The 25025-nt window shown below is 68.5% G+C and carries 26 protein-coding genes; 22 read left to right on the forward strand and 4 right to left on the reverse strand.

Annotated elements, in window-relative coordinates; genetic code table 11:
• Window positions 1–153 precede the first annotated feature (153 nt).
• The 7 genes from NL241_RS08715 to NL241_RS08745 all read left to right on the forward strand — a co-directional run bounded on the left by NL241_RS08715 (window position 154) and on the right by NL241_RS08745 (window position 5976).
• Window positions 154–678 (forward strand): hypothetical protein, encoded by a 525-nt coding sequence (locus tag NL241_RS08715; RefSeq protein ID WP_494397307.1) that lies wholly within the window; start codon window positions 154–156, stop codon window positions 676–678.
• 203 nt (window positions 679–881) lie between these two features.
• Window positions 882–1430: a hypothetical protein gene (locus NL241_RS08720; protein ID WP_487690951.1), complete on the forward strand. Its 549-nt coding sequence runs from the start codon at window positions 882–884 to the stop codon at window positions 1428–1430.
• A 219-nt stretch (window positions 1431–1649) separates the two neighbouring features.
• Entirely contained in the window at window positions 1650–2117 is a 468-nt protein-coding gene (locus NL241_RS08725; protein ID WP_487690952.1) for a hypothetical protein, read from the forward strand.
• Between the two features lie 148 nt (window positions 2118–2265).
• Window positions 2266–2787, forward strand: coding sequence for a hypothetical protein (locus NL241_RS08730; RefSeq protein ID WP_487690954.1), 522 nt, complete (start codon window positions 2266–2268; stop codon window positions 2785–2787).
• 80 nt (window positions 2788–2867) lie between these two features.
• Window positions 2868–4205, forward strand: a complete 1338-nt coding sequence (glmM, locus tag NL241_RS08735) for a phosphoglucosamine mutase (RefSeq protein WP_494397308.1) — start codon at window positions 2868–2870, stop codon at window positions 4203–4205.
• A 49-nt stretch (window positions 4206–4254) separates the two neighbouring features.
• Window positions 4255–4551 (forward strand): ESX-1 secretion-associated protein, encoded by a 297-nt coding sequence (locus NL241_RS08740; RefSeq protein WP_494397309.1) that lies wholly within the window; start codon window positions 4255–4257, stop codon window positions 4549–4551.
• A 54-nt stretch (window positions 4552–4605) separates the two neighbouring features.
• Window positions 4606–5976, forward strand: a complete 1371-nt coding sequence (locus tag NL241_RS08745) for a hypothetical protein (protein WP_494397310.1) — start codon at window positions 4606–4608, stop codon at window positions 5974–5976.
• 137 nt (window positions 5977–6113) lie between these two features.
• On the opposite strand, the gene NL241_RS08750 is transcribed toward NL241_RS08745, so the two are convergent.
• Window positions 6114–7154, reverse strand: coding sequence for an LLM class F420-dependent oxidoreductase (locus NL241_RS08750; RefSeq protein WP_494397311.1), 1041 nt, complete (start codon window positions 7152–7154; stop codon window positions 6114–6116).
• 41 nt (window positions 7155–7195) lie between these two features.
• Window positions 7196–8038, reverse strand: coding sequence for a dienelactone hydrolase family protein (locus tag NL241_RS08755; protein ID WP_494397312.1), 843 nt, complete (start codon window positions 8036–8038; stop codon window positions 7196–7198).
• A 66-nt stretch (window positions 8039–8104) separates the two neighbouring features.
• Here NL241_RS08755 and glmS point away from each other — a divergent pair, with 66 nt between their 5' ends.
• Entirely contained in the window at window positions 8105–9973 is a 1869-nt protein-coding gene (gene glmS, locus NL241_RS08760; protein ID WP_487690966.1) for a glutamine--fructose-6-phosphate transaminase (isomerizing), read from the forward strand.
• Window positions 9974–10089: 116 nt separating this feature from the next.
• Here the strand turns inward: glmS and NL241_RS08765 are convergent, their stop codons facing one another.
• The gene (locus NL241_RS08765; protein ID WP_487690968.1) at window positions 10090–10482 is read right to left on the reverse strand and encodes a hypothetical protein; all 393 of its coding nucleotides are present in this window, start codon (window positions 10480–10482) and stop codon (window positions 10090–10092) included.
• A 266-nt stretch (window positions 10483–10748) separates the two neighbouring features.
• Here NL241_RS08765 and NL241_RS08770 point away from each other — a divergent pair, with 266 nt between their 5' ends.
• On the forward strand, window positions 10749–11657 hold the full coding sequence (locus tag NL241_RS08770) for an alpha/beta fold hydrolase (protein WP_494397313.1): 909 nt from the start codon (window positions 10749–10751) through the stop codon (window positions 11655–11657).
• Here NL241_RS08770 and NL241_RS08775 read toward each other — a convergent pair.
• Window positions 11648–12034, reverse strand: a complete 387-nt coding sequence (locus NL241_RS08775; RefSeq protein ID WP_487690971.1) for a DUF4440 domain-containing protein — start codon at window positions 12032–12034, stop codon at window positions 11648–11650. The two genes, NL241_RS08770 and NL241_RS08775, sit on opposite strands and share 10 nt — an antisense overlap.
• Before the next feature lie 76 nt (window positions 12035–12110).
• Between NL241_RS08775 and NL241_RS08780 the strand changes: the two genes are divergently transcribed.
• From NL241_RS08780 to NL241_RS08840, 13 genes are all read left to right on the forward strand, one after another.
• Window positions 12111–13523: an NAD(P)H-hydrate dehydratase gene (locus tag NL241_RS08780; RefSeq protein WP_487690973.1), complete on the forward strand. Its 1413-nt coding sequence runs from the start codon at window positions 12111–12113 to the stop codon at window positions 13521–13523.
• A 14-nt stretch (window positions 13524–13537) separates the two neighbouring features.
• Window positions 13538–14920, forward strand: a complete 1383-nt coding sequence (gad, locus tag NL241_RS08785; RefSeq protein ID WP_494397314.1) for a glutamate decarboxylase — start codon at window positions 13538–13540, stop codon at window positions 14918–14920.
• Window positions 14921–14998: 78 nt separating this feature from the next.
• Entirely contained in the window at window positions 14999–16108 is a 1110-nt protein-coding gene (gene alr / locus NL241_RS08790) for an alanine racemase (protein WP_494398270.1), read from the forward strand.
• Window positions 16105–17208, forward strand: a complete 1104-nt coding sequence (locus NL241_RS08795) for an alpha/beta fold hydrolase (RefSeq protein ID WP_487690979.1) — start codon at window positions 16105–16107, stop codon at window positions 17206–17208. Before alr ends, NL241_RS08795 begins: the two co-directional genes overlap by 4 nt.
• The gene (gene tsaE / locus NL241_RS08800) at window positions 17201–17668 is read left to right on the forward strand and encodes a tRNA (adenosine(37)-N6)-threonylcarbamoyltransferase complex ATPase subunit type 1 TsaE (protein WP_487690981.1); all 468 of its coding nucleotides are present in this window, start codon (window positions 17201–17203) and stop codon (window positions 17666–17668) included. Before NL241_RS08795 ends, tsaE begins: the two co-directional genes overlap by 8 nt.
• Window positions 17665–18303, forward strand: coding sequence for a tRNA (adenosine(37)-N6)-threonylcarbamoyltransferase complex dimerization subunit type 1 TsaB (gene tsaB / locus NL241_RS08805; protein WP_494397315.1), 639 nt, complete (start codon window positions 17665–17667; stop codon window positions 18301–18303). The genes tsaE and tsaB overlap by 4 nt, the downstream gene beginning before the upstream one ends.
• Window positions 18300–18779, forward strand: a complete 480-nt coding sequence (rimI, locus tag NL241_RS08810) for a ribosomal protein S18-alanine N-acetyltransferase (RefSeq protein WP_494397316.1) — start codon at window positions 18300–18302, stop codon at window positions 18777–18779. Before tsaB ends, rimI begins: the two co-directional genes overlap by 4 nt.
• On the forward strand, window positions 18776–19801 hold the full coding sequence (tsaD, locus tag NL241_RS08815; protein ID WP_487690986.1) for a tRNA (adenosine(37)-N6)-threonylcarbamoyltransferase complex transferase subunit TsaD: 1026 nt from the start codon (window positions 18776–18778) through the stop codon (window positions 19799–19801). Before rimI ends, tsaD begins: the two co-directional genes overlap by 4 nt.
• Window positions 19798–20220: a nuclear transport factor 2 family protein gene (locus NL241_RS08820; protein WP_494397317.1), complete on the forward strand. Its 423-nt coding sequence runs from the start codon at window positions 19798–19800 to the stop codon at window positions 20218–20220. The genes tsaD and NL241_RS08820 overlap by 4 nt, the downstream gene beginning before the upstream one ends.
• Before the next feature lie 189 nt (window positions 20221–20409).
• Window positions 20410–20712: a co-chaperone GroES gene (groES, locus tag NL241_RS08825; RefSeq protein ID WP_003929249.1), complete on the forward strand. Its 303-nt coding sequence runs from the start codon at window positions 20410–20412 to the stop codon at window positions 20710–20712.
• An 83-nt stretch (window positions 20713–20795) separates the two neighbouring features.
• Complete coding sequence (groL, locus tag NL241_RS08830; protein ID WP_487690991.1) at window positions 20796–22421, forward strand: chaperonin GroEL; 1626 nt, start codon at window positions 20796–20798, stop codon at window positions 22419–22421.
• Between the two features lie 201 nt (window positions 22422–22622).
• The gene (locus NL241_RS08835; RefSeq protein ID WP_494397318.1) at window positions 22623–24125 is read left to right on the forward strand and encodes an adenylate/guanylate cyclase domain-containing protein; all 1503 of its coding nucleotides are present in this window, start codon (window positions 22623–22625) and stop codon (window positions 24123–24125) included.
• Window positions 24126–24205: 80 nt separating this feature from the next.
• Window positions 24206–24874: an RICIN domain-containing protein gene (locus NL241_RS08840; RefSeq protein ID WP_487690994.1), complete on the forward strand. Its 669-nt coding sequence runs from the start codon at window positions 24206–24208 to the stop codon at window positions 24872–24874.
• Window positions 24875–25025 lie beyond the last annotated feature (151 nt).

Below are 25025 nucleotides of genomic sequence, written 5' to 3' on the forward strand. Positions count from 1 at the left end.
CCAGGGTGCGGGCGGTGACTGTGTCCGGGTTTGAGCGCTTCGAGCGGGGTAACACCGACCTCGTCCGGTTGGCGTGAACCCAACGCCGGCACTCGAATCGCCATAGCTGCACATCACGGCTGTGGCGAGATCGCAAGCAAGAAGAGGTGACTGATGATCAGCATCAGGAAGAACTTCAAGACAGCCGCCGTAGGTACCGTGTTCGGTGGATCGCTGCTGTTCACCGCAGGACTCGGCGTCGCGGGTGCCGAGCCCTCTCCGGCGCCGCCGGCGCCCGCACCCGACGGTCTGGTGACCGTCACCCAGGGCGACACCGCAGTAGCGGATGGCGTAGCCATCGATCAAGCCGTCGGAGTGGTGGCGGATCTGTGCGGGGCGAACGCCCCGAATGCGCTGAGCCTGGCTCAGCAGGTCGACATCGAAGGTGGCAGCCAGGTGGCGTGCGCCGGACTCCCCGCCGGTGATGTGCTGATCGTGCAGAACGGCGGCGCGGCCCCATCGCCGGTCTTCCCTGGGCAAGGCCCCGCTCAGGAACCGGCGGCCGACGTGCCCCCCGGCTCCGCCGAAGGTGGCGCACCCGCCCAGGCGCCCAACCCCACCGCCGACCCCGACTTCGGCATCGGGGGAGATCAGCAGGTCGGCGAGGATGAAGGGCTGACCACCGACGAAGAGGAATGATCTCGGTGTCTCTTGCCGCCCGCATCCTGTGATGCGGGCGGCGATTGATTTCGGGGGGTTTGAGAATCCGGCGAGGCGTCAACAAGATCACCAAGCGGGCGTCACACCGGCGCCGGGCAGTGTAAAGCTCTGCCTCCCGGGCGCGAGCGAAATGCCTTGCGCGTCAACGGATCGCTACGTCGCGAAATCGGAAGGGATCTCTGATGAGTGCTGTCAGCAAGAACTTCAAGAACGCCGCTGTAGGAACAGTTTTCGGTGGCGCACTGCTTTTCTCCGCCGGTCTGGGAGTGGCAGGGGCGGAGCCGGCGCCGCCTCCGCCTCCGACCCCCGACGATCTGGTGACTGTCACCCAGGGCGCCACCACCGTCGTCGACAGCGTGGCCACCGCCGAGGCCGCAAGTGCGATCGCGCAATTGTGTGGGCCCGCGGCACCGAACGCCCTGGGGTTGGCCCAACAGGTCGACGCTCTGGGCGGTAGCCAGGTCGCGTGTGCCGGTCTGCCTGCCGGCGACGTTGTTGTCGCACAGAACATCAGCGCCGAGGCGCCGTCGCCGACGGTGCCGGGTGGCCCGGCCGAGACGGCCGTGGACCCGTCGGCCGAACCGGCTGCACCTGTTCCGCCCGGCTCCGCGGAGAGCGCCGAGGGTGACAGTACGGGTGCCGGTGCAGCCGAGCCGCCGCCCGAGGAAGAGGAAGAGCCCGGTTCGCCCGCGGCCGATGAAAGCATCGGCGCCACTTGGGATCCGATCTGATAGCCGGTCACTCCGAACACCGCTCGCGCCCCTGGGTGTGAGCGGTGTTTTGGTTGTGAACCATCTGTGGATCGCGGTCCACGGGTTTCCGATTGCCTGCGGAGTCAACAGAATTGAGGAGCGGACGTCATCGCGACGTCGGCAGCCGGGGGACTGCCGCCGGCTGCGCCGAACTCGGTGAGGCCTACCGGACCGCCACTCGAGTGGAAGGTGTCACCGATGAGCATCGGCAACAGAATGAAGACCGCCGCAGTGGCCGCCGTGTTCGGCGGGACGCTGATGGCGACGGCAGGAATGGGCACAGCGCAGGCTCTGCCGGTGCCGCCACCGCCGCCCGGGTCTGACGGGATGGTGAATGTCGTGGTGGGTGGGGCGACGGTCCTCGACAGTGTCCCCGACTCGCAGGCGGTGCAGGCCGTCACGAGCATGTGTGCGCTGTCGGCCCCGGCCGTCGACGCGATGGTCGCTGCGGTGGACGCGGCGGGCGGCAGCCAGACGGCGTGCTCGGGCCGGTCGGGTGGTGATGTGGTGCTGGTCCAGAACCTCCCGCCCGCGATGGAGAAGTCGCCAGTTGTCCCGGGCACATCGGCGTCCTTCGGATCCGGTGGCGGCAGCGAACCCGACGGCCCCGCGCCGATCACCGGAAGCCTGCCGACCGAACCCGACAACATGTCCAGCGAGAACTGACACCCACTTCCGCGGCTCGCGGGTTTGAGATTCTGCGAAGGCGTCAACTGCTCTGAGGTAAGGGCGGACGCCCGCTACTCCTTACGCCGATGCGGACGCCCGCCGGGTATCACCGGACCGCAACGTTGCATGGCGGAAGGGGTAACTGATGGATTCCCGGAATTTCCGATCACATCTCGCACGGGCTGCAGTCGGCACCGTCATCGGCGGTTCGCTGGTTGTCACCGCCGGGCTCGGGTTGGCGCAGGCCGAACCACCGCCACCGCCGCCGCCGGGTCCGGATGGCCTGGTCAACGTGGTCGTCGGGGGCACGGTGCTGCTCGACAGCGTGCCCGTCGCCCAGGCCACGCAATCGGTCGCCGGTAGCTGCGCACTTCCGGATGCCGTCGTCAGCGCCGTTGTCGCGCAGGTCGACGCCACCGGGGCCAGCCAAACGGCCTGCACAAGCGCCGAGGGCGATGTGGTGCTGGTCCAGAACGGACCGCCGGCCATGGAGACGTCGCCGGTGGTGCCTGGCACCGAGGCCGGCACCGGAGCCCCCGAAGAGCCGGCCCCACCTGCGCCGCCGGAGGGGATCGAGGGTGACACATCCGGCGCCGGTGCAGGTGAACCGCCCGACGTTCCGGAAGGCGCCGACAAGCCGGAACCGAACAACCCCGGCTACAACTGATCGTGATCGGTTGATTCACCGCCCCTCGGTCCGGTGCGGCAGTTGGCTCCCGGACCCCCGAATGTGAGATGTTGGGGTCCATGGCTCGACTTTTCGGTACCGACGGGGTGCGCGGAGTCGCCAACCGTGACCTGACCGCCGAACTCGCCGTCGCGCTCGGTTCCGCCGCGGCGCGGCGACTCGGGCGGTCCGGTCCGGCGAGACGGCAGGTGGCCGTGGTGGGGCGTGATCCCAGGGCCAGCGGTGAGATGCTGGAGGCCGCGGTGATCGCCGGCCTGGCCAGTGAGGGTGTCGACGCGCTGCGGGTGGGCGTGCTGCCGACCCCGGCGGTGGCGTACCTGACCAATGCCTACGACGCCGATTTCGGCGTGATGATCTCGGCCTCGCACAACCCGATGCCCGACAACGGCATCAAGATCTTCGGCCCCGGTGGCCACAAACTCGACGACGCCGCCGAGGACCGGATCGCCGAACTGGTGTCCTCGGGCCCGGGGGAGCGTCCGGTCGGGGCCGGTATCGGACGTGTCCTCGACGCCGAAGACGCCCTCGACCGGTACCTACGCCACGTCAGCAAGGCGGTCTCGGCACCGCTGGACGGCATCACCGTCGTCGTCGACTGCGCCCACGGTGCGGCGTTCACCGCCGCGCCCCGTGCCTACCGCGCCGCCGGCGCCACGGTCATCGCGCTCAACGCCGAACCCAACGGGCTCAACATCAACGCCGACTGCGGTTCCACCCACATGGACGCCCTCCGGGAAGCGGTGCGCGTGCACGGCGCCGACCTGGGCCTGGCGCACGACGGCGATGCCGACCGCTGTCTGGCCGTCGATGCCGACGGCCAGATCATCGACGGTGACGCGATCATGGTGGTACTGGCGTTGGCCATGCAGGAGGCCGACGAACTGGCGTCGAACACCCTGGTGGCCACCGTGATGAGCAACCAGGGTCTGCACATGGCCATGCGCGATGCCGGCATCGTGGTGCGCACCACCGGGGTGGGTGACCGGTATGTGCTGGAGGAGCTGCGGGCCGGTGAGTACACCCTCGGCGGTGAGCAGTCCGGACACATCGTCTTACCCGCCTATGGCACCACCGGCGACGGCATCGTCACGGGGCTGCGGCTGATGTCGCGAATGGCGCAGACGCAGAAGCCGCTGGCCGAGCTCGCCGCACCGATGCAGACGCTGCCCCAGGTGTTGATCAACGTCGAGGTCACCGACAAGACCACCGTGGCCGCCGCGCCGGGTGTGCAGAACGCGGTCGCCGAGGCCGAGGCCGAGCTCGGTGACACCGGCCGGATCCTCCTGCGACCGTCGGGAACCGAGCAACTGGTGCGGGTGATGGTCGAGGCCGCCGATGAGGACACCGCACGCCAGCTGGCGGTGCGGGTTGCCGAATCGGTGAGCGAGCAGAACTGATCCGCCGCCGGCGGGAACCGTTTCGCCGGGCCTCACGACTAAGTGAGGCATGGGGAATACACAGACCGCCAGGGTCGACGTCGCCGCGCTCGACACCATTGCACACCGATTCGACGACGCCGTCGTCCTGACCGAGCGGGCTGCGCGCGGCCGTCTCGGGTTCGACGGCGCGTCGGCAGGACGTGCGCACGCCGGACATGGAGACCAGTGGCGCCGGGCCGTCGAGGCGGTGCTGACCGACCTCACGGCGTGGGGGCGTGCCGCGGCCGAGATCGGCATCACGCTGCGGGTGGGTGCCCGCCGGTACCGCGACGCCGATCAGGCGGCCGCCGACGGGATGTCCTGACCCATGTCCGCGTCGTTTGATGTCGCCGGAAGATTGGCCGAAGGTGCTGCCGCAGTGGACAACACGCAGACATACGTGCGCGCGTGTGCGCTGCGCGGCTATCACCATCCCGATCTGACCCAGCACAGCGCACAGGTGCAGAACTGGTTTCGCACCGAGGACGGGCTCGACCTGCGGTTGCTCGACGCCGATTGTGGGGTGCTGAGATCGGTGGCGCAGCAAGCAAGTGCGGCCCTCGAATGTGTGCGCACGCAGATCGCCGCGATGGACGGGGCCTGGGATGGTGAAGGCGCCAGTGCGGCAATGGATTTCCTGCGCCGACATGCGGACAGTGCGGCCAGGGTCACGGCGGCGGCCGAGACGGCGGTGGCCGCCGCCGAGCGGCTGCGTGACGAACTGTGGCGAATCGTCGGCGACAAGGTGGACACCACGGTGTCGATCGATGACCGCACGTCATCGCAACGGGCAGGGTGGTTGACGGCGGCACGGGCGGTGGTGGCGGGAGGTGCCACAGCCGAGGAGGCCAATCACGTTGTCGACAGCGAGATCACGCCGTATGTGGACACGGTGATCGCCGGTGAGTGGGTTCCCGCCATGCGTGCGTCCCTGGATGCCCTGGGATCGGTCTATCGCGAGGCGGTGGACGCGGTGGCCTCGCGCACCGGTGCCCGCTTCGACATCCCGGGCGACCTCGGTCCCCGGCCCGTTCCGGTGACGCCGCCGAGCGCGGCGGGAGTGTCACCTGCTGTGGTGACCGTGCCGGCGGCGGCAGCACCGACACCGATGGCCTTTGGTCAGCCGGCGGCGGCAACACCGGCACCGTTGTCGTTCACCGAGCCGGCGGCCGCAACGCCGGCGCCGACACTGCCCGGCGAGCCGGCTCCACCCCTCGCGGCGCCCAACTCCGCGATACCACAACCAGATCCGTTGGCTGCCGCCATGCCGCCGGTGGGCGGCATGGCGTCGGGATTGCCGGATGCGCTCGGAGCTGCTGCCGGGCTTCCCGGGCGTTTCGCCGAGACTCTGGGAAGTCTGTTCGACGCGAATCCGGCTCTGGGCGAGCCCCCCACCGACCCCTCCCTTGCTGATCCACCGGAGCTCGAACCCGACCAAGTGCTCGAGGACCAGGCGCTCGAGGACCAGGCGCTCGAGGATCAGGCGCTCGAGGACGAGACCCCCGACGAAGACGCACAGGAAGATCCTGAAGGCGAGGAGGAGGCGGCGGCCGACGAGGACGTGGCGGACGGCGAGCCGGTGGTCGAGGAGGCTGCGACCGATACCGACACCGGCGATGCGCCGCCGCCCGACTGTCCCGAGACCGAGGTGGCTGAGCCGCCCGCTTCGGTACCGCCGGCCCCGCCGGCGGATCCGGCCGCGACACCCTGTGAGATAGCCGCGGACGAACTGCCGCAGGTGGGGGAGTGAGGAAAGGTCACTTAGAGCTGCATCGGCGTGCCGACCGTCGCATTTCGGTGCCGCCCGGTGAAGCGAGTGTCACTACAGGGCGGGTTCCGGCCCAGAATCCCGCACCGTAGTGACACTCGGTCACGAATGCTTGAACTCTAGGACGTCAACGACACGAGTTCTTCGACGAAGCCGACGGCCTCGCGCTCGTCGGAGGCCAGCGGGTGTACCAGCATGGTGGTGACCCCGGCCTCGGCGTAGGCGGCCAGGCGTTCCTTGACGAACGACCGCGGCCCCACCAGAGACACGTTGCGCACCAACTCATCTGGCACGGCGTTGATGGCCTCTTCTTTACGGCCTGCCAGGAACAGGTCCTGGATGTGGTCGGCCTCGGCTTCGTAGCCGTAGCGGGTGGCCAGCTTGTGGTAGAAGTTCTGGCCGCGGGCGCCCATACCGCCGATGTAAAGGCCCAATTGTGGCTTCGCCCAGGCCAATCGATCTTCCACGTTGTCCCCGATGGCCAGGCTGGCCGAGACCATGATGTCCAACGGTCCCAGCGAGGGATCGCGCTTGGCGTAACCGGCCCGCAGGGAATCGCCCCACACGTCGTCGGCCTTCTCGGGATAGAAGAACACCGGCTGCCAGCCCTCGGCGATCTCGGCTGTCAGCTGCACGTTCTTGGGTCCGAGCGCCGCAATCGTGATCGGGATACGTTCGCGCACAGGGTGATTGATGAGCCGAAGTGGTTTACCCAGGCCGCTGCCCTGGCCTTCGGGCAGCGGGATCTGGTAGTGCTTGCCGTTGTAGTTGATCTTCTCTCGGCGCCAGACCTGGCGGCAGATCTCCACCACCTCGCGGGTGCGGCCCATCGGTGCGTCGAACGGCACACCGTGGAAGCCCTCCATCACCTGCGGGCCGGAGGTGCCGAGGCCCAGTCGGAACCGGCCGTCGGACACGTAATCCAGCCCGGCGGCCGTCATGCCCAGCAGGGTGGGGGTGCGGGTGTAGATGGGAACAACACCGGTGCCGAGCTCGATGGTCGAGGTCTTGGCGGCCAGATAGCCGAGCTGGCTGATGGCGTCGTAGGAGTAGGCCTCGGCGACCAGCGCGATCTCGACGCCGATCTTCTCGAACTCGACCACTTGTTCGGCGGCCTCACGAAAGCCGCCGGCGTAGCTCAGAAAGATGCCTGTCCGCATGAACGAGTTATACACCCAACCGGTTGGTTGGCCAATTCCCGCTAGGGCTTGAGCAGTGCGATGACCTTGTTCTCCAAGTCCACCGGATCTTCGTTCGGATCGGGCAACTCGGTCTTAGGCAACACCGCCTCGGGATCGCCGAACTCGGCGTAGTCCTTGTTTCCCGTCAGATGGAACAGCAGAAAGCCCGTCAGCAGTGCGCGCACGATCTTCTGAGTGCTCCGGTCGGCGCCGGGGAGCCCGACCGCGCGCGCCAGCCGCCGTCCCTCCACCAGACCGCCCGCTTTCCCGCCGCTGACGGTTCGCAGCGTGCCGGCCTCCCACACCCGGGACAGCTCCACGGCGTTGGAACGCAGCGTCATCGGGTCGCCAGGGGCGCTGAGCACCAGGCCGGGGGCCTTCAGCCCGGCGGCGGGTTCCTCGGCTCGGGGTGACGTGCTGGACGGGAACAGGGCCGCGACGGCCTTTACCCGGGCCGGGGCGCCGGCTGCGGCGAACACAGCGGCCGAGCCGCCGAAACCGTGCCCGGTGACGCCCAGCTTGTTCGGGTGCACGCTGATCTGCCCGGGCCCGAGCCGGACACCGGCGATGATGTCCAGCGTGGTACCCAGGTCGAACGCCAGGTTGAGCACCGACGGGGCGATTCCCTTTTCGGTGTCGGGGGCGGCGGCAACGATGCCCCAAGACGCCAGATGTTCGAGTGTCCCGACATAGCTGAGCGCAGGTGTGAGCCAATCGTGGGCGAATGCCACACCGGGCAGATTCAGCCCGGATTCCGGTGTGTACACCACCCCTGGTAACCCCGCGAAGGCCAGGTCACCGCGCAGAACACGATGGGGTCCACGTCGACGCAGTTTGGCGAAGAGCTTCTTCGTGCTGGCCACGCCTAGACCCTATAGCGGGCGATTTGAAACAGGTGGACTCGGGCCGCTGGACTACCCTGGTACCTCATGTGCGGAATCGTCGGATACGTGGGTACGCGCCACGCCCGCGGCGTCGTCGTGGACGCCCTGGGCCGGATGGAGTACCGCGGTTATGACTCCGCGGGGGTGGCGCTGCTCGACGGTGACGGTGGGATGACCGTCCGTCGGCGTGCCGGCCGGCTGGCCAACCTGCAACGAGCGTTGGAAGAAACCGACACCGCGGCGCTGGCCGGCACCACGGGACTGGGCCATACCCGGTGGGCCACCCACGGCCGGCCCACCGATCGCAATGCACACCCGCACCGCGACGCGGCGGGCAAGATCGCCGTCGTTCACAACGGCATCATCGAGAACTACGCCATCCTGCGCAAAGAGCTGGAAACCGCGGGTGTCGAGTTCGCCAGCGACACCGATACCGAAGTCGCCGTTCACCTGGTCGCCAAGGCCTACCACGACGGTCCCACCGCCGGTGACTTCGTGCGGTCGGTCTACGCCGTGCTGCCCCGACTGGAGGGTCATTTCACCCTGGTGTTCGCCAACGCCGACGAACCCGGCACCATCGTGGCGGCCCGGCGCTCCACCCCGCTGGTGGTCGGCATCGGCGAGGGCGAGATGTTCGTCGGCTCCGATGTCGCGGCGTTCATCGAATACACCCGCGAAGCCGTCGAGCTGGGCCAGGATCAGGCCGTCGTGATCACCGCCGACAGTTACACGATCACCGATTTCTCGGGAAACGACGACGCTGCTCACGCCCGTGTCTTCCACATCGACTGGGATCTCTCGGCCGCGGAAAAGGGTGGCTACGAGTACTTCATGCTCAAGGAGATCGCCGAGCAACCCGCGGCCGTCGCCGACACACTGCTGGGGCATTTCGTCGACAACCGCATCGTTCTCGACGAGCAGCGGCTCTCCGATCAGGAGCTGCGCGAGATCGACAAGGTGTTCATCGTCGCCTGCGGCACCGCGTACCACTCGGGGCTGCTGGCCAAATACGCGATCGAGCACTGGACCCGGCTGCCGGTCGAGGTGGAGCTCGCCAGCGAGTTCCGCTACCGCGACCCGGTGTTGGACCGCAGCACGCTGGTGATCGCGATCAGCCAGTCCGGCGAGACCGCCGACACGCTGGAGGCGGTGCGGCACGCCAAGGAGCAGAAAGCCAAGGTGCTGGCGATCTGCAACACCAACGGCAGCCAGATCCCGCGCGAATGTGATGCGGTGCTCTACACCCGCGCCGGCCCGGAGATCGGCGTGGCCTCCACCAAGACGTTCCTGGCGCAGGTGGCCGCGAACTACCTGGTGGGCCTGGCGTTGGCGCAGGCGCGCGGCACCAAGTACCCCGATGAGGTCGAGCGCGAATACAAAGAGCTCGAGGCCATGCCGGACCTGGTGTCGGAGGTGTTGACCCGGATGGGCCCGGTCAACGAGGTGGCCAAGAGGTTCGCGTCGTCGTCGACGGTGTTGTTCCTGGGCCGGCACGTCGGTTACCCGGTGGCACTCGAGGGTGCGCTGAAGCTCAAAGAGTTGGCCTACATGCACGCCGAAGGCTTCGCCGCCGGCGAGCTCAAGCACGGCCCGATCGCGCTGATCGAGGACGATCTGCCTGTGATCGTGGTCATGCCCTCACCCAAGGGTGCCGCGATGCTGCATTCCAAGCTGCTGAGCAATATCCGCGAGATCCAGGCGCGCGGTGCGCTGACCATCGTGATCGCCGAGGAAGGTGACGAGACGGTGCGGCCGTATGCCGATCACCTCATCGAGATCCCGGCGGTGTCAACGCTTTTCCAGCCGCTGCTGTCCACCATTCCGCTGCAGGTGTTCGCCGCCGCAGTGGCTCAGGCCCGCGGGTACGACGTGGACAAGCCGCGCAACCTGGCCAAGTCTGTCACCGTCGAGTAGCCCGAGGACGACGGCGCGGGGCCCTCAGCTGGGCACATATATGTGCGTGGCGACAGCCCAGCGGCGTGTTGCGCGGTCAACCGCATATATGTCGCGGAACTAGGCCCGACAGCCGGCTACCCGAACAGCCACCCGTCGTCGGCGCCCACGGCGGCCCCGAAGACGTTGATCCCGATCACGCAGATCAGGATGCACAGCACCAATGTGCCAACCGCCACCGGCCAGGCCAGGCTGCGCCGGACGAGTTGGATGATCGCCACGGTGATCCCGATGACCCCGGTGACCGCGGTGATCAGCAGGGTCCCGCCGACGGCGCCGATTGCGCCTTCGACGCTGCACGTCGCCGGCGGGCAGGTGTCCAGGAATGCCAGCATGAATATCCCGATGAACGCGGCAAACGCCGCAAACGCCACGGTCAGCACCATGGCGGTGATCGAAATGCCCATGTCCACACCGGAAATCGGTGGTTTGCGCGGGGCCGGTGGTGGTGGCGGCATGCCGTAGACCATGCGGGCGAGTCTAGGCGGCGGGCGCCGAGGCGGGTGAGGGACGAGGCCGGGGAGGTGAGCCGCCGTCCGGGAGGATGTGGCGGCGGGCGCCGAGGCGGGTGAGGGACGAGGCTGGGGAGGTGAGTCGCCGTCCGGGAGGATGTGGCGGCGGGCGCCGAGGCGGGTGAGGGACGAGGCCGGGGAGGTGAGTCGCCGTCCGGAAGGATGAGCCGGCGTCGATTTACACTGGGCCCATCGACGCTCCGTTTGACCTCGCCGTTCCCGATGTGCGGATCGCTGCCGACGACAGGATCGGGCACTTCCGCAGCGCCGAGGCGTTCGCCGACTTCCTGACCTGTTACCGGTCGTGCTTCGCCGCGCTGCCGCCGGTGGCCGAGATCCGCGACGTGCCGACCAGTTTCGGCGTGGTGCGGGTGTACCGTTTCGCCGGCCGGGGTGACGGTGCGCCGGTTCTGCTGCTGCCCGGGCGCAACGGCCCCACCCCGGTGTACGCCACCAATCTGCCTCCGCTGCTGCAGCACCGCGACGTCTACTGCCTCGACCTGCTCGGTGAGCCCGGTCTGTCGGTGCAGACCGCGCCGATCGCCGACGCCGCCGATCAGGCGCGCTGGCTCGACGACACTCTCACCGGCCTGGGCCTGGACCGCGTGCACCTCTGCGGCATCTCCATCGGTGGCTGGGCGGCGGTGAACCACGCCGTGCGGTGCCCGGGGCGCACGGCGTCGCTGACCCTGCTGGATCCGGCGATGACCTTCGACCGCATCCCGCTGCCGATGCTGGCGGCCTCGATCCCGATGGTGGTGCCGGGGGTGCCGCAGTGGGTGCGCCGGCGGCTGTTGAGCTGGATCGCCGGCGGCTCGGACATCGGCGCGGCAGCCGAGGCGGCCGGCTTGATCTCGGCGGGAACCAGCGACTTCGTGCTGCGGCTACCGGCGCCGACGCGCTTCACCGACGCGCAGCTGCGCAGCGTCGAGATCCCGGTGCTGGCGCTGCTGGCCGGTCGCAGCGTGGTGTTACGTGCCGAGCGTGCCGCCGCGCACGCACGAAAAGTCTTGAGACACGGCGAGATCGAGATCTGGCCGCAGGCATCGCACGCCATCAACGGCGAGTATCCGGTGGAGATCGCCGAGCGGGCACACCGGTTCTGGGGCGCGGTGGAGGCGTCTCACCTCTGACGGGTGTGCCGGCACAACACGAGCTTCCACCCGTGCTCGCCGCGCCGATACATCGAACAGACCGTGCCCACCAGCGCGCGGCAGTTCTCGCGCGGATACCCGGTGCTGATGTACTCCAGCGCCGCACATCGGGCGCCCACCGAAACCAGGTGCGCGCCCACGATCGCGTAGCCGGACCACCGCGGAGTCCTCGCCAGCGTGGCGGTGACGGCGGTGCGGTCCATGATGACGCCGTTGCTCAACTCCATCAGCGCGTCCTCGGCCAGGACCTCGCGGCAGAAGTCGCCGCCGGTGCCGTCGCACAGTGACTGCCACCCGCGCTGCTCGAGCGTCACCAACTCCTCGAGAAGCCGATCGGCAGGACCACACGCGCCCATGCTCGGGACGTTAACAGCGTCGAGCACGTAACCTGAGCGGAATCACGCCAGGAACATCACAACGACCAGAGGGCTGATGCGGCACTACTACTCCGCGGAGGTGATCCGTGCGGCCGAAGCGCCGCTGCTGGCCGGCCTTCCCGACGGTGCACTGATGCGGCGGGCAGCCCACGGCTTGGCCACCGCGATCGCCGGCGAACTGAGGATCCGGACCGGCGCAGTGGCCGGCAGGATGGTGTCGGCTGTCGTCGGCTCCGGTGACAACGGCGGCGACGCACTGTGGGCGGCGACGTTGCTGCGCCGGCGCGGGGTGGCCGCCGAGGCGGTGCTGCTCGACCCCGGGCGGGCCCACGCCGCCGGTCTGCGCGCGTTCCGCGCGGCCGGTGGACGTATCGTCGAAAAGCTCTCTCCCACTGCGGATCTGGTGATCGACGGGGTGGTCGGCATCTCCGGATCCGGCCCGCTGCGTGCCAACGCCGCCGCGGTGTTCGAGTCCACCGACGCACCCGTCGTCGCCGTCGACATCCCCAGCGGAGTCGACGTCCACACCGGCGCCACCCCGGGGCCCGCTGTACGTGCCGCGCTCACCGTCACATTCGGCGGACTCAAACCCGCACACGCGCTGGCCGACTGCGGCCGCGTCGAACTCATCGACATCGGATTGGACCTGCCCGATACCGACGTCCTCGGATTCGAGGCGGCCGACGTCCGCGACCGCTGGCCCATCCCGGGTCGCACCGACGACAAGTACACCCAGGGGGTCACCGGCATCCTGGCGGGCTCGGCCACCTATCCCGGCGCGGCGATCCTGTGCACCGGCGCGGCGGTGGCGGCCACCTCCGGCATGGTGCGCTACGCGGGCACGGCGGCCGCCGAAGTGGTCTCGCACTGGCCGGAAGTCATCGCCACCAAAGACCTGGCCTCTTCCGGGCGGGTGCAGTCATGGGTGGTCGGGCCCGGCCTGGGAACCGACGAGGACGGCGCGCGGGCACTGACCTTCGCGCTCGACACCGACCTGCCGGTGATCGCCGACGCTGACGCGCTGACCATCTTGTCCGCGCATCCCGAACTGCTGGAGAACCGCACCGCGCCCACGGTGCTCACCCCGCACGCCGGGGAGTTCAAGCGGCTGGCCGGACGCGAACCGGGTGAGGACCGCATCGGCGCCGCCCGGCGCTTGGCGGACACCCTGGGGGTGACCGTCCTGCTCAAGGGCAACGTCACGGTCATCGCCGACGCGGGCGGCCCGGTCTACCTGAATCCGGCGGGGCAGTCCTGGGCGGCCACCGCCGGTTCCGGTGATGTGCTGTCCGGAGTGATCGGCGCGCTGCTCGCCTCGGGTCTTCCTCCGGTGGAGGCGGCCGCCGCGGCGGCGTTCGTGCACGCCCGCGCGGCCGGGCTGTCGGCACTCGATCCGGGCCCACGCGGGGCGCCGACGTCGGCCTCGCGCATCCTCGCTCATCTACGTACCTCGATCGCCAGCCTCTGACTCGGAAGGACACCATGCCGCACATCAATCGGGCGTCGTCATCGATCACCCCGGCCTACACCGGGCGAATGTTCACCGCGCCGATCCCGTCGCTACGGCTGCCCGACGAGGCGATGGAACCCACCGCGGCCTACCGCTTCATCCATGACGAGCTGATGCTCGACGGCAGCTCCCGGCTCAACCTGGCGACCTTCGTGACCACGTGGATGGATCCCGAGGCCGAGAAGCTGATGGCCGAGACGTTCGACAAGAACATGATCGACAAGGACGAGTACCCCGCCACCGCCGCCATCGAGCAGCGCTGCGTGTGCATGGTCGCCGACCTCTTCCACGCCGAGAATCTGCGCGACGACGACCCCTCCAGCGCCGTCGGCGTCTCCACCGTCGGTTCCAGCGAGGCCGTCATGCTCGGCGGGCTGGCCCTGAAATGGCGGTGGAAGGAGCGCGTGGGTGACGGCTGGAAGAAGAGGACCCCGAACCTGGTGATGGGCGCCAACGTCCAGGTGGTGTGGGAGAAGTTCTGCCGCTACTTCGAGGTGGAACCGCGGTACCTGCCGATGGAGGAGGGGCGTTACGTCATCACCCCCGAGCAGGTGCTCGAGCACGTCGACGAGGACACCATCGGCGTCGTCGCCATCCTGGGCACCACCTATACCGGTGAGCTCGAACCGATCGCCGAGATCTGCGCGGCACTCGATCGGCTGGCCGCCGACAAGGGCCTCGACATCCCCGTGCACGTCGACGCCGCCAGCGGCGGATTCGTCGTCCCGTTCCTGCACCCGGAGCTCGAGTGGGACTTCCGGCTGCCGCGGGTGGCCTCGATCAACGTCAGCGGCCACAAGTACGGACTGACCTACCCGGGCATCGGGTTCGTGGTGTGGCGCAACGCCGATCACCTGCCCGAGGACCTGGTGTTCCGGGTCAATTACCTGGGCGGTGACATGCCGACGTTCACGCTGAACTTCTCCCGCCCCGGTAACCAGGTGGTGGGCCAGTACTACAACTTCCTGCGCTTGGGCCGCGCCGGCTACGGCCAGGTGATGAGCTGTCTGTCCTCGACCGCGCGCTGGCTGGCCGACGAACTGCACCGCAGCGATCACTTCGAGGTGATCTCCGACGGCTCGGCCATCCCGGTGGTGGCGTTCCGGTTGACCGGCGAGCACGGGTACACCGAGTTCGACGTTTCCGCGGGGCTGCGGTCCTACGGCTGGCAGGTGCCTGCCTACACCATGCCGGAGGGCGCCGAGGACGTGGCGGTGCTGCGCATCGTCGTCCGGGAGGGCTTCTCCACCGACCTGGCCCGCGCGCTCAAGGACGACCTGATCGAGGTGCTCGACAAGATGGACAAGATCCAGCCGCAGGGCACCTTCGACGATGTGGCGCACTTCGCGCACTGACGTCGCTGGACAGGCGTCGACGGCTTTCTGGGACAATCGACGGCGGTGAATACAACCCAGACGCCTCTGGCGACCCCGATGGCGCAGGTCGATCTCGACGCGATCGCGCACAATGTCCGCGTGCTCGCCGAGCACGCCGGTTCAGCTGCGGTGATGGCCGTGGTCAAAGCCGACGGTTACGGGCACGGCGCCACCCAGGTGGGCCGGGCCGCGCTGGCGGCCGGTGCCGCCGAACTCGGAGTCGCCACCATCGGGGAGGCGCTGGCGCTGCGCCGCGACGGCGTCACGGCCCCGGTGCTGGCCTGGCTGCACCCGCCGGGCACCGATTACGCCCCGGCGGTGGCCGCCGACGTGCAGCTGGCGGTGTCCTCGCTGGAGCAGCTGAACGGGGTGCTGGACGCGGTGCGGCGCACCGGCACCACTGCGACGCTGACCGTCAAGGTCGACACCGGGCTCAACCGCAACGGCGTGCCTGCCGCGCACTATCCCGAACTCGTGACCGCACTGCGGGCCGCTGTCGCCGAGGATGCGGTGCGGGTGCGGGGGATCATGAGTCACCTCGCCTGTGGTGACGACCCCGACAGCCCGGTCAACGATCAACAGCGGCAACGCTTCACCGAGATGTGCGGGTACGCCCGCGCACAGGGATTGCCGTTCGAGGTGGCGCATCTGTCCAATTCGCCCGCCACGCTGACCCGGCCCGATCTCGCCTTCGACATGGTGCGGCCCGGTGTCGCGGTCTACGGCCTGAGCCCCATCCCGCAGCGTGGCGATTTCGGGCTTGTCCCGGCGATGACGTTGAAAGCTCCTGTGACACTGGTGAAGTCGCTCGCCGCCGGGGACGGCGTGTCGTACGGGCACACCTGGGTGGCCGATCGGGACACCACCGTGGGCCTGATCCCCCTCGGTTACGCCGACGGCATCTTCCGCGCCCTGGGCGGCCGGATCGAGGTGCTGATCAACGGTGTCCGTTGCCCGAGCATCGGGCGGGTGTGCATGGATCAGTTCGTCGTGGACGTGGGTGCCGCCGACGTCACCGTGGGCGACGAGGCGATCCTGTTCGGCCCCGGCACCTCCGGTGAGCAGACCGCCCAGGACTGGGCCGACCTGTTGGGCACCATCAACTACGAGGTCGCGACCAGCCCCCGCGCCCGGGTGGTGCGCAGTTACCGCGGAGGCGGCCGATGACCGCGCACCACAAGCCCCGCTGGGGGCGATGGCTGGCGGGTGCGACCGGCCTCGGTGCCGTCGGCGCGGTGGCCGGCGCCTCGGTGGCGCGTTCGATGACCCGGCGTGAGGTACCCGAAGATCCCTACACCGCCGAGGATTTCGCACTGCTGGAAGCCGATCGCGGTGGTGTGGTGACCACCCCGGACGGCGTGGACCTGGTGGTGCGTGAGGTCGGGCCGGTCGACGCCCCGGTGACCGTGGTGTTCGCCCACGGTTTCTGTATGAACATGGGCGCATTTCATTTCCAGCGTCGCGAGCTGAGCCTGATGTGGGGCGATCAGGTGCGGATGGTGTTCTACGACCAGCGTGGGCACGGCCGGTCCGGGGCGGCAGACCCCAGCACCTACACCGTCGAGCAGTTGGGTCAGGACCTCGAGCTGATCCTGACCACCATGGCGCCAAAGGGGTCGGTGGTGCTGATAGGGCATTCGATGGGCGGGATGACCGTGCTGTCGCACGCCCGCCAATTCCCCCGCCGGTACGGTGGCCACATCGTGGGCGCGGCCGTCATTTCCTCTGCCGGATCTGGTCTTTCGCGTTCTCCGCTGGGGGAGATCCTGCAGAACCCGGCGCTGGAGGCCGCTCGCTTCGCCGCGCGTTATGCACCCGGGATGGTGCACCGCGGACGCGGTGCGGTGCGCTGGGTGCTGGCCCCGGTGCTGCAGGCGGCGTCTTTCGGTGATGACCGTGTGAGCCCCACCGTCGCCAAGTACTCCGAGGAGATGATCCACGACACCCCGGTGGCCACCATGGTCGGATTCCTGCACGCCCTGGGGGTGCATGACGAAACCGCGGCGCTGCCGGTGCTCGCCAAGATCCCGACGCTGGTGGCCTGCGGGTCCAAAGACGTCCTGACCACCCCGGAACATTCCGAGGAACTGGCCGCTGAGCTGCCCAAGGCCGAACTGCTGATCGTCGGCGGTGCCGGACATCTGGTGCAGCTCGAGCAGCCCGACCCGATCGACGATGCCCTGGTGCGACTCGTCGACCGGGCCACCCCCAACAAGCTGGTGGCGCTCACCCGGCGGCTCAAGGAACGGGCGCGCATCCGTGGCTGAGCGGGAGTCGGGAACTGCGGAGCTGGCCAGCCCGGACGACACCGTGGCACTGGGCCGGCGGCTCGGTGCGCGGCTTCGCGCCGGCGACGTGGTGGTGCTCTCCGGGCCGCTGGGGGCGGGAAAGACGTTGCTCACCAAGGGAATCGCCGAGGCTCTCGACGTCGACGGGCCCATCACCTCACCGACGTTCGTGTTGGCCAGGTTGCACCGGGCGCGACGGGTGGGTGCGCCCGCGCTGGTGCACGTCGATGTGTACCGGCTGCTCGATCACGCTGCCGCCGACCTGCTGGCCGAACTGGACTCACTGGATCTCGACACCGATCTCGACGACGCCGTGGTGGTGGTGGAATGGGGGGAAGGCTTGGCCGAACGGCTGTCGGACCATCATCTCGATGTGCGACTCGAACGGCTGGCCGACTCCGACACTCGCACCGCGGTCTGGCAGTGGAGTACCTCGTGACGCGCACCGTCCTGGTCATCGACACCGCCACCCCGGCTGTCACCGCCGCCGTCGTCGCCGTCGATGACGTGATCACCACGCTGGCGGTCCGTGTCACCGTCGACGCCCGCGCGCACGCCGAGACCCTGACCCCCAATGTGCTTGCCGCTCTGGCCGATAGCGGCCGCACCATGGCTGAGCTGAACGCGGTGGTGGTGGGAACCGGACCGGGCCCGTTCACCGGCCTGCGAGTGGGGATGGCCACCGCCGCGGCCTACGGGCACGCCCTCGACATCCCGGTGTTCGGGGTGTGCAGCCTCGACGGGATCGGCGGGGCTGTGGACGGGGAGGCGTTGGTGGTCACCGATGCGCGTCGCCGCGAGGTCTACTGGGCGCGTTACCGCGACGGTGTGCGCACCGACGGGCCGGCGGTCAACCCGCCCGCCGACGTGCCGGCCGACGGTGTGGCGGTGGTGGCCGGATCACCGTCACACGCGGCGTTGTTCGATCTCCCGGTGGTCGGACCCGAATACCCGTCACCGGTGGAACTCGCTGCTGCCGTGGCGGATTGGAATGCCGATCCGGGACCCTTGGTGCCGCTGTACCTGCGCCGTCCGGACGCGAAGACGCTCGCGGAACGGCAGGCCGGGACGTGACGACGGTTCCGGTGCTGCTCGACCCGTTGACCCGGGCCGACGCGTCGCGGTGCGCCGAGTTGGAAGAGCAGCTGTTCCCCGGCGATGACCCCTGGCCGGCGGCGGCGTTCGCGCACGAAATCGCCGCCCAGCACACCCACTACTTCGCGGCCCGCGCCGGCGGCACGCTCGTCGGGTACGCCGGGATCGCCCGCCTGGGCAATCAGCCGCCGTTCGAATACGAGATCCACACCATCGGGGTGGACCCTGCCTACCAGAGGCACGGCATCGGGCGCCGGTTGCTGGACGCGCTGCTTGAGCGCGCCGACGCCGACGCCGCGGCGGTGTTCCTCGAGGTCCGCACCGACAACACAGGCGCCATCACCATGTACGAGTCGGCCGGGTTCGCCACCATCGGACTGCGCAAGCGCTACTACCAGGGCAGCGGCGCCGACGCTTACACCATGCGCCGTGAACCGATCGGAGAGCCAGCATGAGGATAATCCTTGCAATCGAAAGCTCATGTGACGAAACAGGTGTCGGCGTCGCCCGCCTCGACGAGGACGGCACTGTCACCCTGCTGGCCGATCAGGTGGCCTCCAGCGTGGACGAACACGCCCGCTTCGGCGGCGTCGTTCCGGAGATCGCGTCCCGCGCACACCTGGAAGCCCTCGGACCGACCATGCGCCGTGCGCTGGCCGACGCCGGGATCAAGCGCCCCGACGTCGTCGCCGCCACCATCGGCCCCGGGCTGGCCGGTGCGCTGTTGGTCGGGGTGGCCGCCGCCAAGGCCTATGCCGCCGCCTGGGGGGTGCCGTTCTACGGGGTCAACCACCTGGGCGGGCATCTGGCCGCCGACGTCTTCGATCACGGGCCGCTGCCCGAGAGCGTGGGCCTGTTGGTCTCCGGTGGGCACACCCACCTGCTGCATGTGCGCTCGCTCGGCGAGCCGATCGTCGAACTCGGCACCACCGTCGACGACGCCGCGGGGGAGGCCTACGACAAGGTGGCCCGGCTGCTGGGGCTGGGCTACCCCGGCGGCAAGGTGCTCGACGACCTGGCCCGCACCGGCAACCGCGAGGCCATCGTCTTCCCGCGCGGCATGACCGGCCCACGGGATGCGCCGTATGCGTTCAGCTTCTCCGGGCTCAAAACCGCCGTGGCCCGCTATGTGGAGAGCCACCCGGATTTCGACACCGCGGACGTGGCGGCGGGTTTCCAGGAGGCCGTCGCCGATGTGCTGACCAAGAAGGCCGTGCGCGCCGCGACCGACCTGGGGGTGTCGACTCTGCTGATCGCCGGCGGCGTGGCCGCCAATTCCCGGCTGCGGGAACTCGCTGAACAGCGCTGCGCGGCGGCGGGTTTGACGTTGCGGGTGCCGCGGCCGCGGTTGTGCACCGACAACGGCGCCATGATCGCCTCCTTCGCGGCGCATCTGATGGCCGCTGGGGCGGCACCGTCTGCGCTGGACGTGGCCAGCGACCCGGGGCTACCGGTGGTGCAGGGGCAGGTGGCATGAACACCCACAAACTGGAGATCCACGAACTGCTGTACCGCTACGCCGAGCTGATCGACGCCGGCGATTTCTTTCGTGTGGGACTTCTGCTGGGCCGCGCAACATTCGCCGGGGTGGCCGGTGCCGAGGCCATCGCCGCGCTGTTCGCGAAGACCACCCGGCGCTATCCCGATGCCGGGAACACCCCGCGGACGCGGCATCTGGTGCTCAATCCGATCGTCGACATCGACGGTGACACCGCGACCGCACGATCCACCTTCTGCGTCGTCCAGCAGACCGAGACGGTGGCGCTGCAACCCATCGTGGTGGGGCGCTACGCCGACACTTTCGCCCGGGACGAGGTGGCGTGGTATTTCACCGAACGGCAGGTAGATGTCGAGATGGTCGGCGATGTGTCGGCGCATCTGCTGATCGGCCTGTGACTCTCGGCAACCCCGAACCTTGAGCGCTAGCACTCGCATGTATAGAGTGCTAGATGGCAGGCGGACACCCCCTGTGTCGGCTCCCGCGACGACGGCGCGAGGGTGTGACCGGATGCCGAACACCTGAGTACTGCAAACCCGGTTCGGGCACCGCCCGGGCCGCACACCACTGAGTGAAGGGGCTCCATCGTGGCGAGCGTGAACATCAAGCCACTCGAGGACAAGATCCTCGTTCAGGCCAACGAGGCCGAGACCACCACCGCTTCCGGTCTGGTCATCCCCGACACCGCCAAGGAGAAGCCGCAGGAAGGCACCGTCGTCGCAGTTGGCCCCGGCCGCTGGGATGAGGACGGCGAGAAGCGGATTCCCCTGGACGTGTCTGAGGGCGACGTCGTCATCTACAGCAAGTACGGCGGCACCGAGATCAAGTACAACGGCGAGGAGTACCTGATCCTGTCGGCTCGCGACGTGCTGGCCGTCGTCTCCAAGTAAGCGATCCGTGTCCTGCCCCGGAGATCCCCGCACCTTCGTGCGGGTGATGTCCGGGGCGGAACTCGTAATAGGGAAGAACCAATATGAGTAAGCAGATCGAATTCAACGAAACTGCGCGCCGTGCCATGGAGGTCGGCGTCGACAAGCTCGCCGATGCCGTCAAGGTCACCCTGGGCCCCCGCGGCCGCCACGTCGTTCTCGCCAAGGCCTTCGGCGGCCCCACCGTCACCAACGACGGTGTGACCATCGCCCGTGAGATCGACCTCGAGGACCCGTTCGAGAACCTCGGTGCCCAGCTGGTCAAGTCGGTGGCCACCAAGACCAACGACGTCGCCGGTGACGGCACCACCACCGCCACCGTGCTGGCGCAGGCCATCATCAAGGCCGGACTGCGCAACGTCGCCGCCGGCGCCAACCCGATCGCCCTGGGCTCGGGTATCGGCAAGGCCGCCGACGCGGTGTCCGAGGCCCTGCTGGCCGCGGCCACCCCGGTCTCGGACAAGGTCTCCATCGGGCAGGTCGCCACCGTGTCGTCCCGTGACGAAGAGGTGGGCGAGCTGGTCGGCGAGGCCATGACCAAGGTCGGCAGCGACGGGGTGGTCAGCGTCGAGGAGTCCTCGACCCTGAACACCGAACTCGAAGTCACCGAGGGCGTCGGCTTCGACAAGGGATTCCTGTCGGCGTACTTCGTCACCGACTTCGACTCCCAGGAAGCCGTCCTCGAAGACGCGCTGGTGTTGCTGCACCGCGACAAGATCAGCTCGCTGCCCGACCTGCTGCCGCTGCTGGAGAAGGTCGCCGAAGCCGGCAAGCCGCTGCTGATCGTCGCCGAGGACGTCGAAGGCGAGGCGCTGTCCACCCTGGTGGTCAACGCCATTCGCAAGACGCTCAAGGCTGTGGCCGTCAAGGCGCCGTTCTTCGGTGACCGCCGCAAGGCGTTCCTGGAGGACCTCGCCATCGTCACCGGTGGCCAGGTGGTCAATCCCGACGTCGGGTTGCTGCTGCGTGAAGCGGGCCTCGACGTGCTGGGCAGCGCCCGTCGTGTCGTGGTCAGCAAGGACGACACCGTGATCGTCGACGGCGGCGGCACCAAGGACGCCCTCGCCGGTCGTGTCGCCCAGCTGCGTTCCGAGATCGAGACCACCGATTCCGACTGGGATCGGGAAAAGCTCGAGGAACGACTGGCCAAGCTGGCCGGCGGCGTGGCCGTCATCAAGGTCGGCGCCGCCACCGAGACCGCGCTCAAGGAGCGCAAGCACCGCGTCGAGGACGCGGTGGCAGCGGCCAAGGCCGCGGTCGAGGAGGGCATCGTCGCCGGCGGTGGATCCGCGCTGGTGCAGGCGCGCAAGGCGCTCGACGGGCTGCGTTCGTCGCTTTCCGGCGACGAGGCCCTGGGCGTCGAGGTGTTCAGCAGCGCGCTGTCGGCGCCGCTGTTCTGGATCGCCGCCAACTCCGGTCTCGACGGCGCCGTCGTGGTCAGCAAGGTCGAAGAGCTGCCGAACAACCACGGCTTCAACGCGGCCACGCTGACCTACGGTGACCTGGTCGCCGACGGCGTGATCGATCCGGTCAAGGTCACCCGCTCCGCGGTGCTCAACGCCGCGTCGGTGGCCCGCATGGTGCTGACCACCGAGACCGCGGTTGTCGAGAAGCCGGCTGAGGAGCCGGCCGACGCCCACGGGCACGGGCACCACGGCCACGCGCACTAGTTCGTAGCTCTGACGAAACACCCCCGGTCCGCTTGGGCCGGGGGTGTTTTCGTTCATGCAGCGTCGAGCGTGGGGTTGTGTACGCGCTGAGGCCGGAACTCGTGCCACAAGTACACACTCGGCCCGGGTGCGAGATCTCGGTGGGGCAGTAGTGCGCGGAAACACCCCCGGCGTGATCGGAGCGGGTGTTTCGTAATTGGCATGGATCGCATGTGGCAGTGGGCGTGGGATCGGTACGCGACGAGATATCCCTGGGCATGCTGGGCGCTCACGCTCCCGCTGGTGCTGCCGCCCTATCTGGCTTGGACGTTGTGCATCGTCGCTTTCGAGGGCTCTGATCGTTATCTCGAGGCGGCCGCGGTGACCGTGGTGGCCGCGCTGGTGCACCTGTACGTGCTGGTACACCCCCGCGCACAGGAGGCTCGCCTGCTCGCGCAGTGGGCCGCCGGCAAGGACATCGACCGACAAACCGCACTGCACGCCACCTACAGCTATGGCAGGAAGGTCCTCGTGACGGCGGTGATCGCCACGGTTTTCTGGGCCGCGGCCCTCTTCGCCGGTGTCGGGATGATCGCCGGAGCCGGCGGGTCGACGCTGATGCAGTACGCGATCATGGGCGCCATCGCCGGAACCGCCGGCCAGCTGGTCACTTTGCACAGTTACGTCGAAGGGGCGTTGCGGCCCGCCAGGGTTGCCATCACCGCGGGTACGGAGATCGGCGATTCCCTGCCGCGCACTCGCCCGACGTTCGCCACGTGGACCATGGCGGCCATGCTCGTGGTGGGGTTCGCGTTCACCATTCTGGGTGCCTTGCTGGGAGCCGTGTTCGACGTAGCCAGGCACGGTCCTCTGCTGGCGCTCGCCCTCGGCGGTGCACTGGTGCTCGTCAGCGGGCCCTCGCTCTGGGCCACGTATTCGCCTCTGCTGCAACCCATCCGCGATCTCGCCAGAGGAACCGAGCGGGTGGCCGCCGGTGACTACAGCCGACGCCTGCCGGTGGTCCAGGACGACGATCTCGGCGCGCTGGCGGGGTCCTTCAACCGTATGCAGGCGGGTTTGGCGGAGCGGCGGCGACTTCAGGCAGCATTCGGCACCTATGTCGACCCGGGCTTGGCGGTGCGGTTGCTCGAGCAGGGTGACGATGTCTTCAGCGGTGAGCGTCGAGAGTTGACGGTGATGTTCGTCGACATCCGCGACTTCACGCCGTGGGCTGAGGCCAACACGGCCGAGGACACGGTGGCCCGGTTGAACACCCTGTTCGAGGTGGTGGTGCCCGCGGTCGTCCAGGCCGGTGGGCACGTGAACAAATTCCTCGGCGACGGTGCCCTGGCGGTGTTCGGCGCGCCCAATGAGCTTGCGGGTCATGCTGATGCGGCTGTATCGGCCGCTACCGTGATCCAGCGCCTGGTTGCAGAGCGGTTCGCCGGCACGCTGCGAATCGGTATCGGCATCAACACCGGCGTGGTGATCGCGGGCACCATCGGTGGTGGCGGAAAGCTCGAATTCACGTTGATCGGGGACGCCGTCAATGTGGCGGCCCGCGTCGAGCAACTCACGAAAGCCACCGGTGACCGCATACTCCTCACCGGTGACTGCGTCAAGGCACTGGCTGCCCCGCCATCGGGGCTCACCGAGCGGGGATCGTTTGCCCTGAAGGGTAAGTCGGCTCCGGTGCAGGTCTTCGCCCTCGACCCGGCGGCGTGACCGCACCGCCGGCTGACGCTCTTGAAAAGCTCGCAATCGCCGCAGGTAGCCCACTACGCATCTCAAACCACCCCATGTCCATGACGATCAAGGGCGACCGAATCACCCGGTCACAGTCCGCAGTTGGGTTGTTCACGGAACGGGGAGGATCCGCTATGTCCAAACACATTGTCCGGCTGATATCGCTGGCTGCACTCATGATGGGGTTCAGCCTGTGCCCGCCACTTGCCGCCGCTCACCCACCTGATCCATTCAGGATCGTCAACCACTACACGGGAATGGTGGTGGATGTGCCGGCGCCGAATGGCTCGACAGAGAACACTTTCACGCTGCTGTGGCCGTATTGGGGTGGGGCCAATCAGCAATTCGACATCGTCCCGGTCGACCCGAACAATCCCAGATCGGACTTCCAGTTGAAGGTTCGGCACGGCGGCAAATGCCTCGATGTCAACAACGCCAGCGGCGCTGACGGAGCACGCGTTCAAACCTTCGACTGCCATGGAGGCCCGAGCCAGCTGTGGTTCACGGAGCTGGTCACCGACCCGTACGTGACGTGCCAGCCGATGACGTTCTGCGACAACGTCAGAACCATCATCCGGGCGCGCCACAGTGGCAAATGTCTCGACGCGTGGAACCCCGGGCCGTCGCTGGCCAATCGTCCCAAACAAGGTGCTGCGCTGCAGCAGTGGACCTGCTTCAACAATGTCAATCAGTTCTGGGATCTTCCTGGGGGCCATGGGCCGCACTGACGCACTCGCTGATGGCGTGCGACGCGCCTCCGCAAACTGGTACCCCCGGGCCGTGTGGCCCGGGGGTACCTTCCGTGTCGAATTCGGTCGATCGGGCTTGTTGATTTCCACCCGCATCCACCACACCGAGGTGTGAAATATGCCAGGACCC

Source organism: Mycolicibacterium sp. SMGY-1XX, from assembly GCF_059132455.1.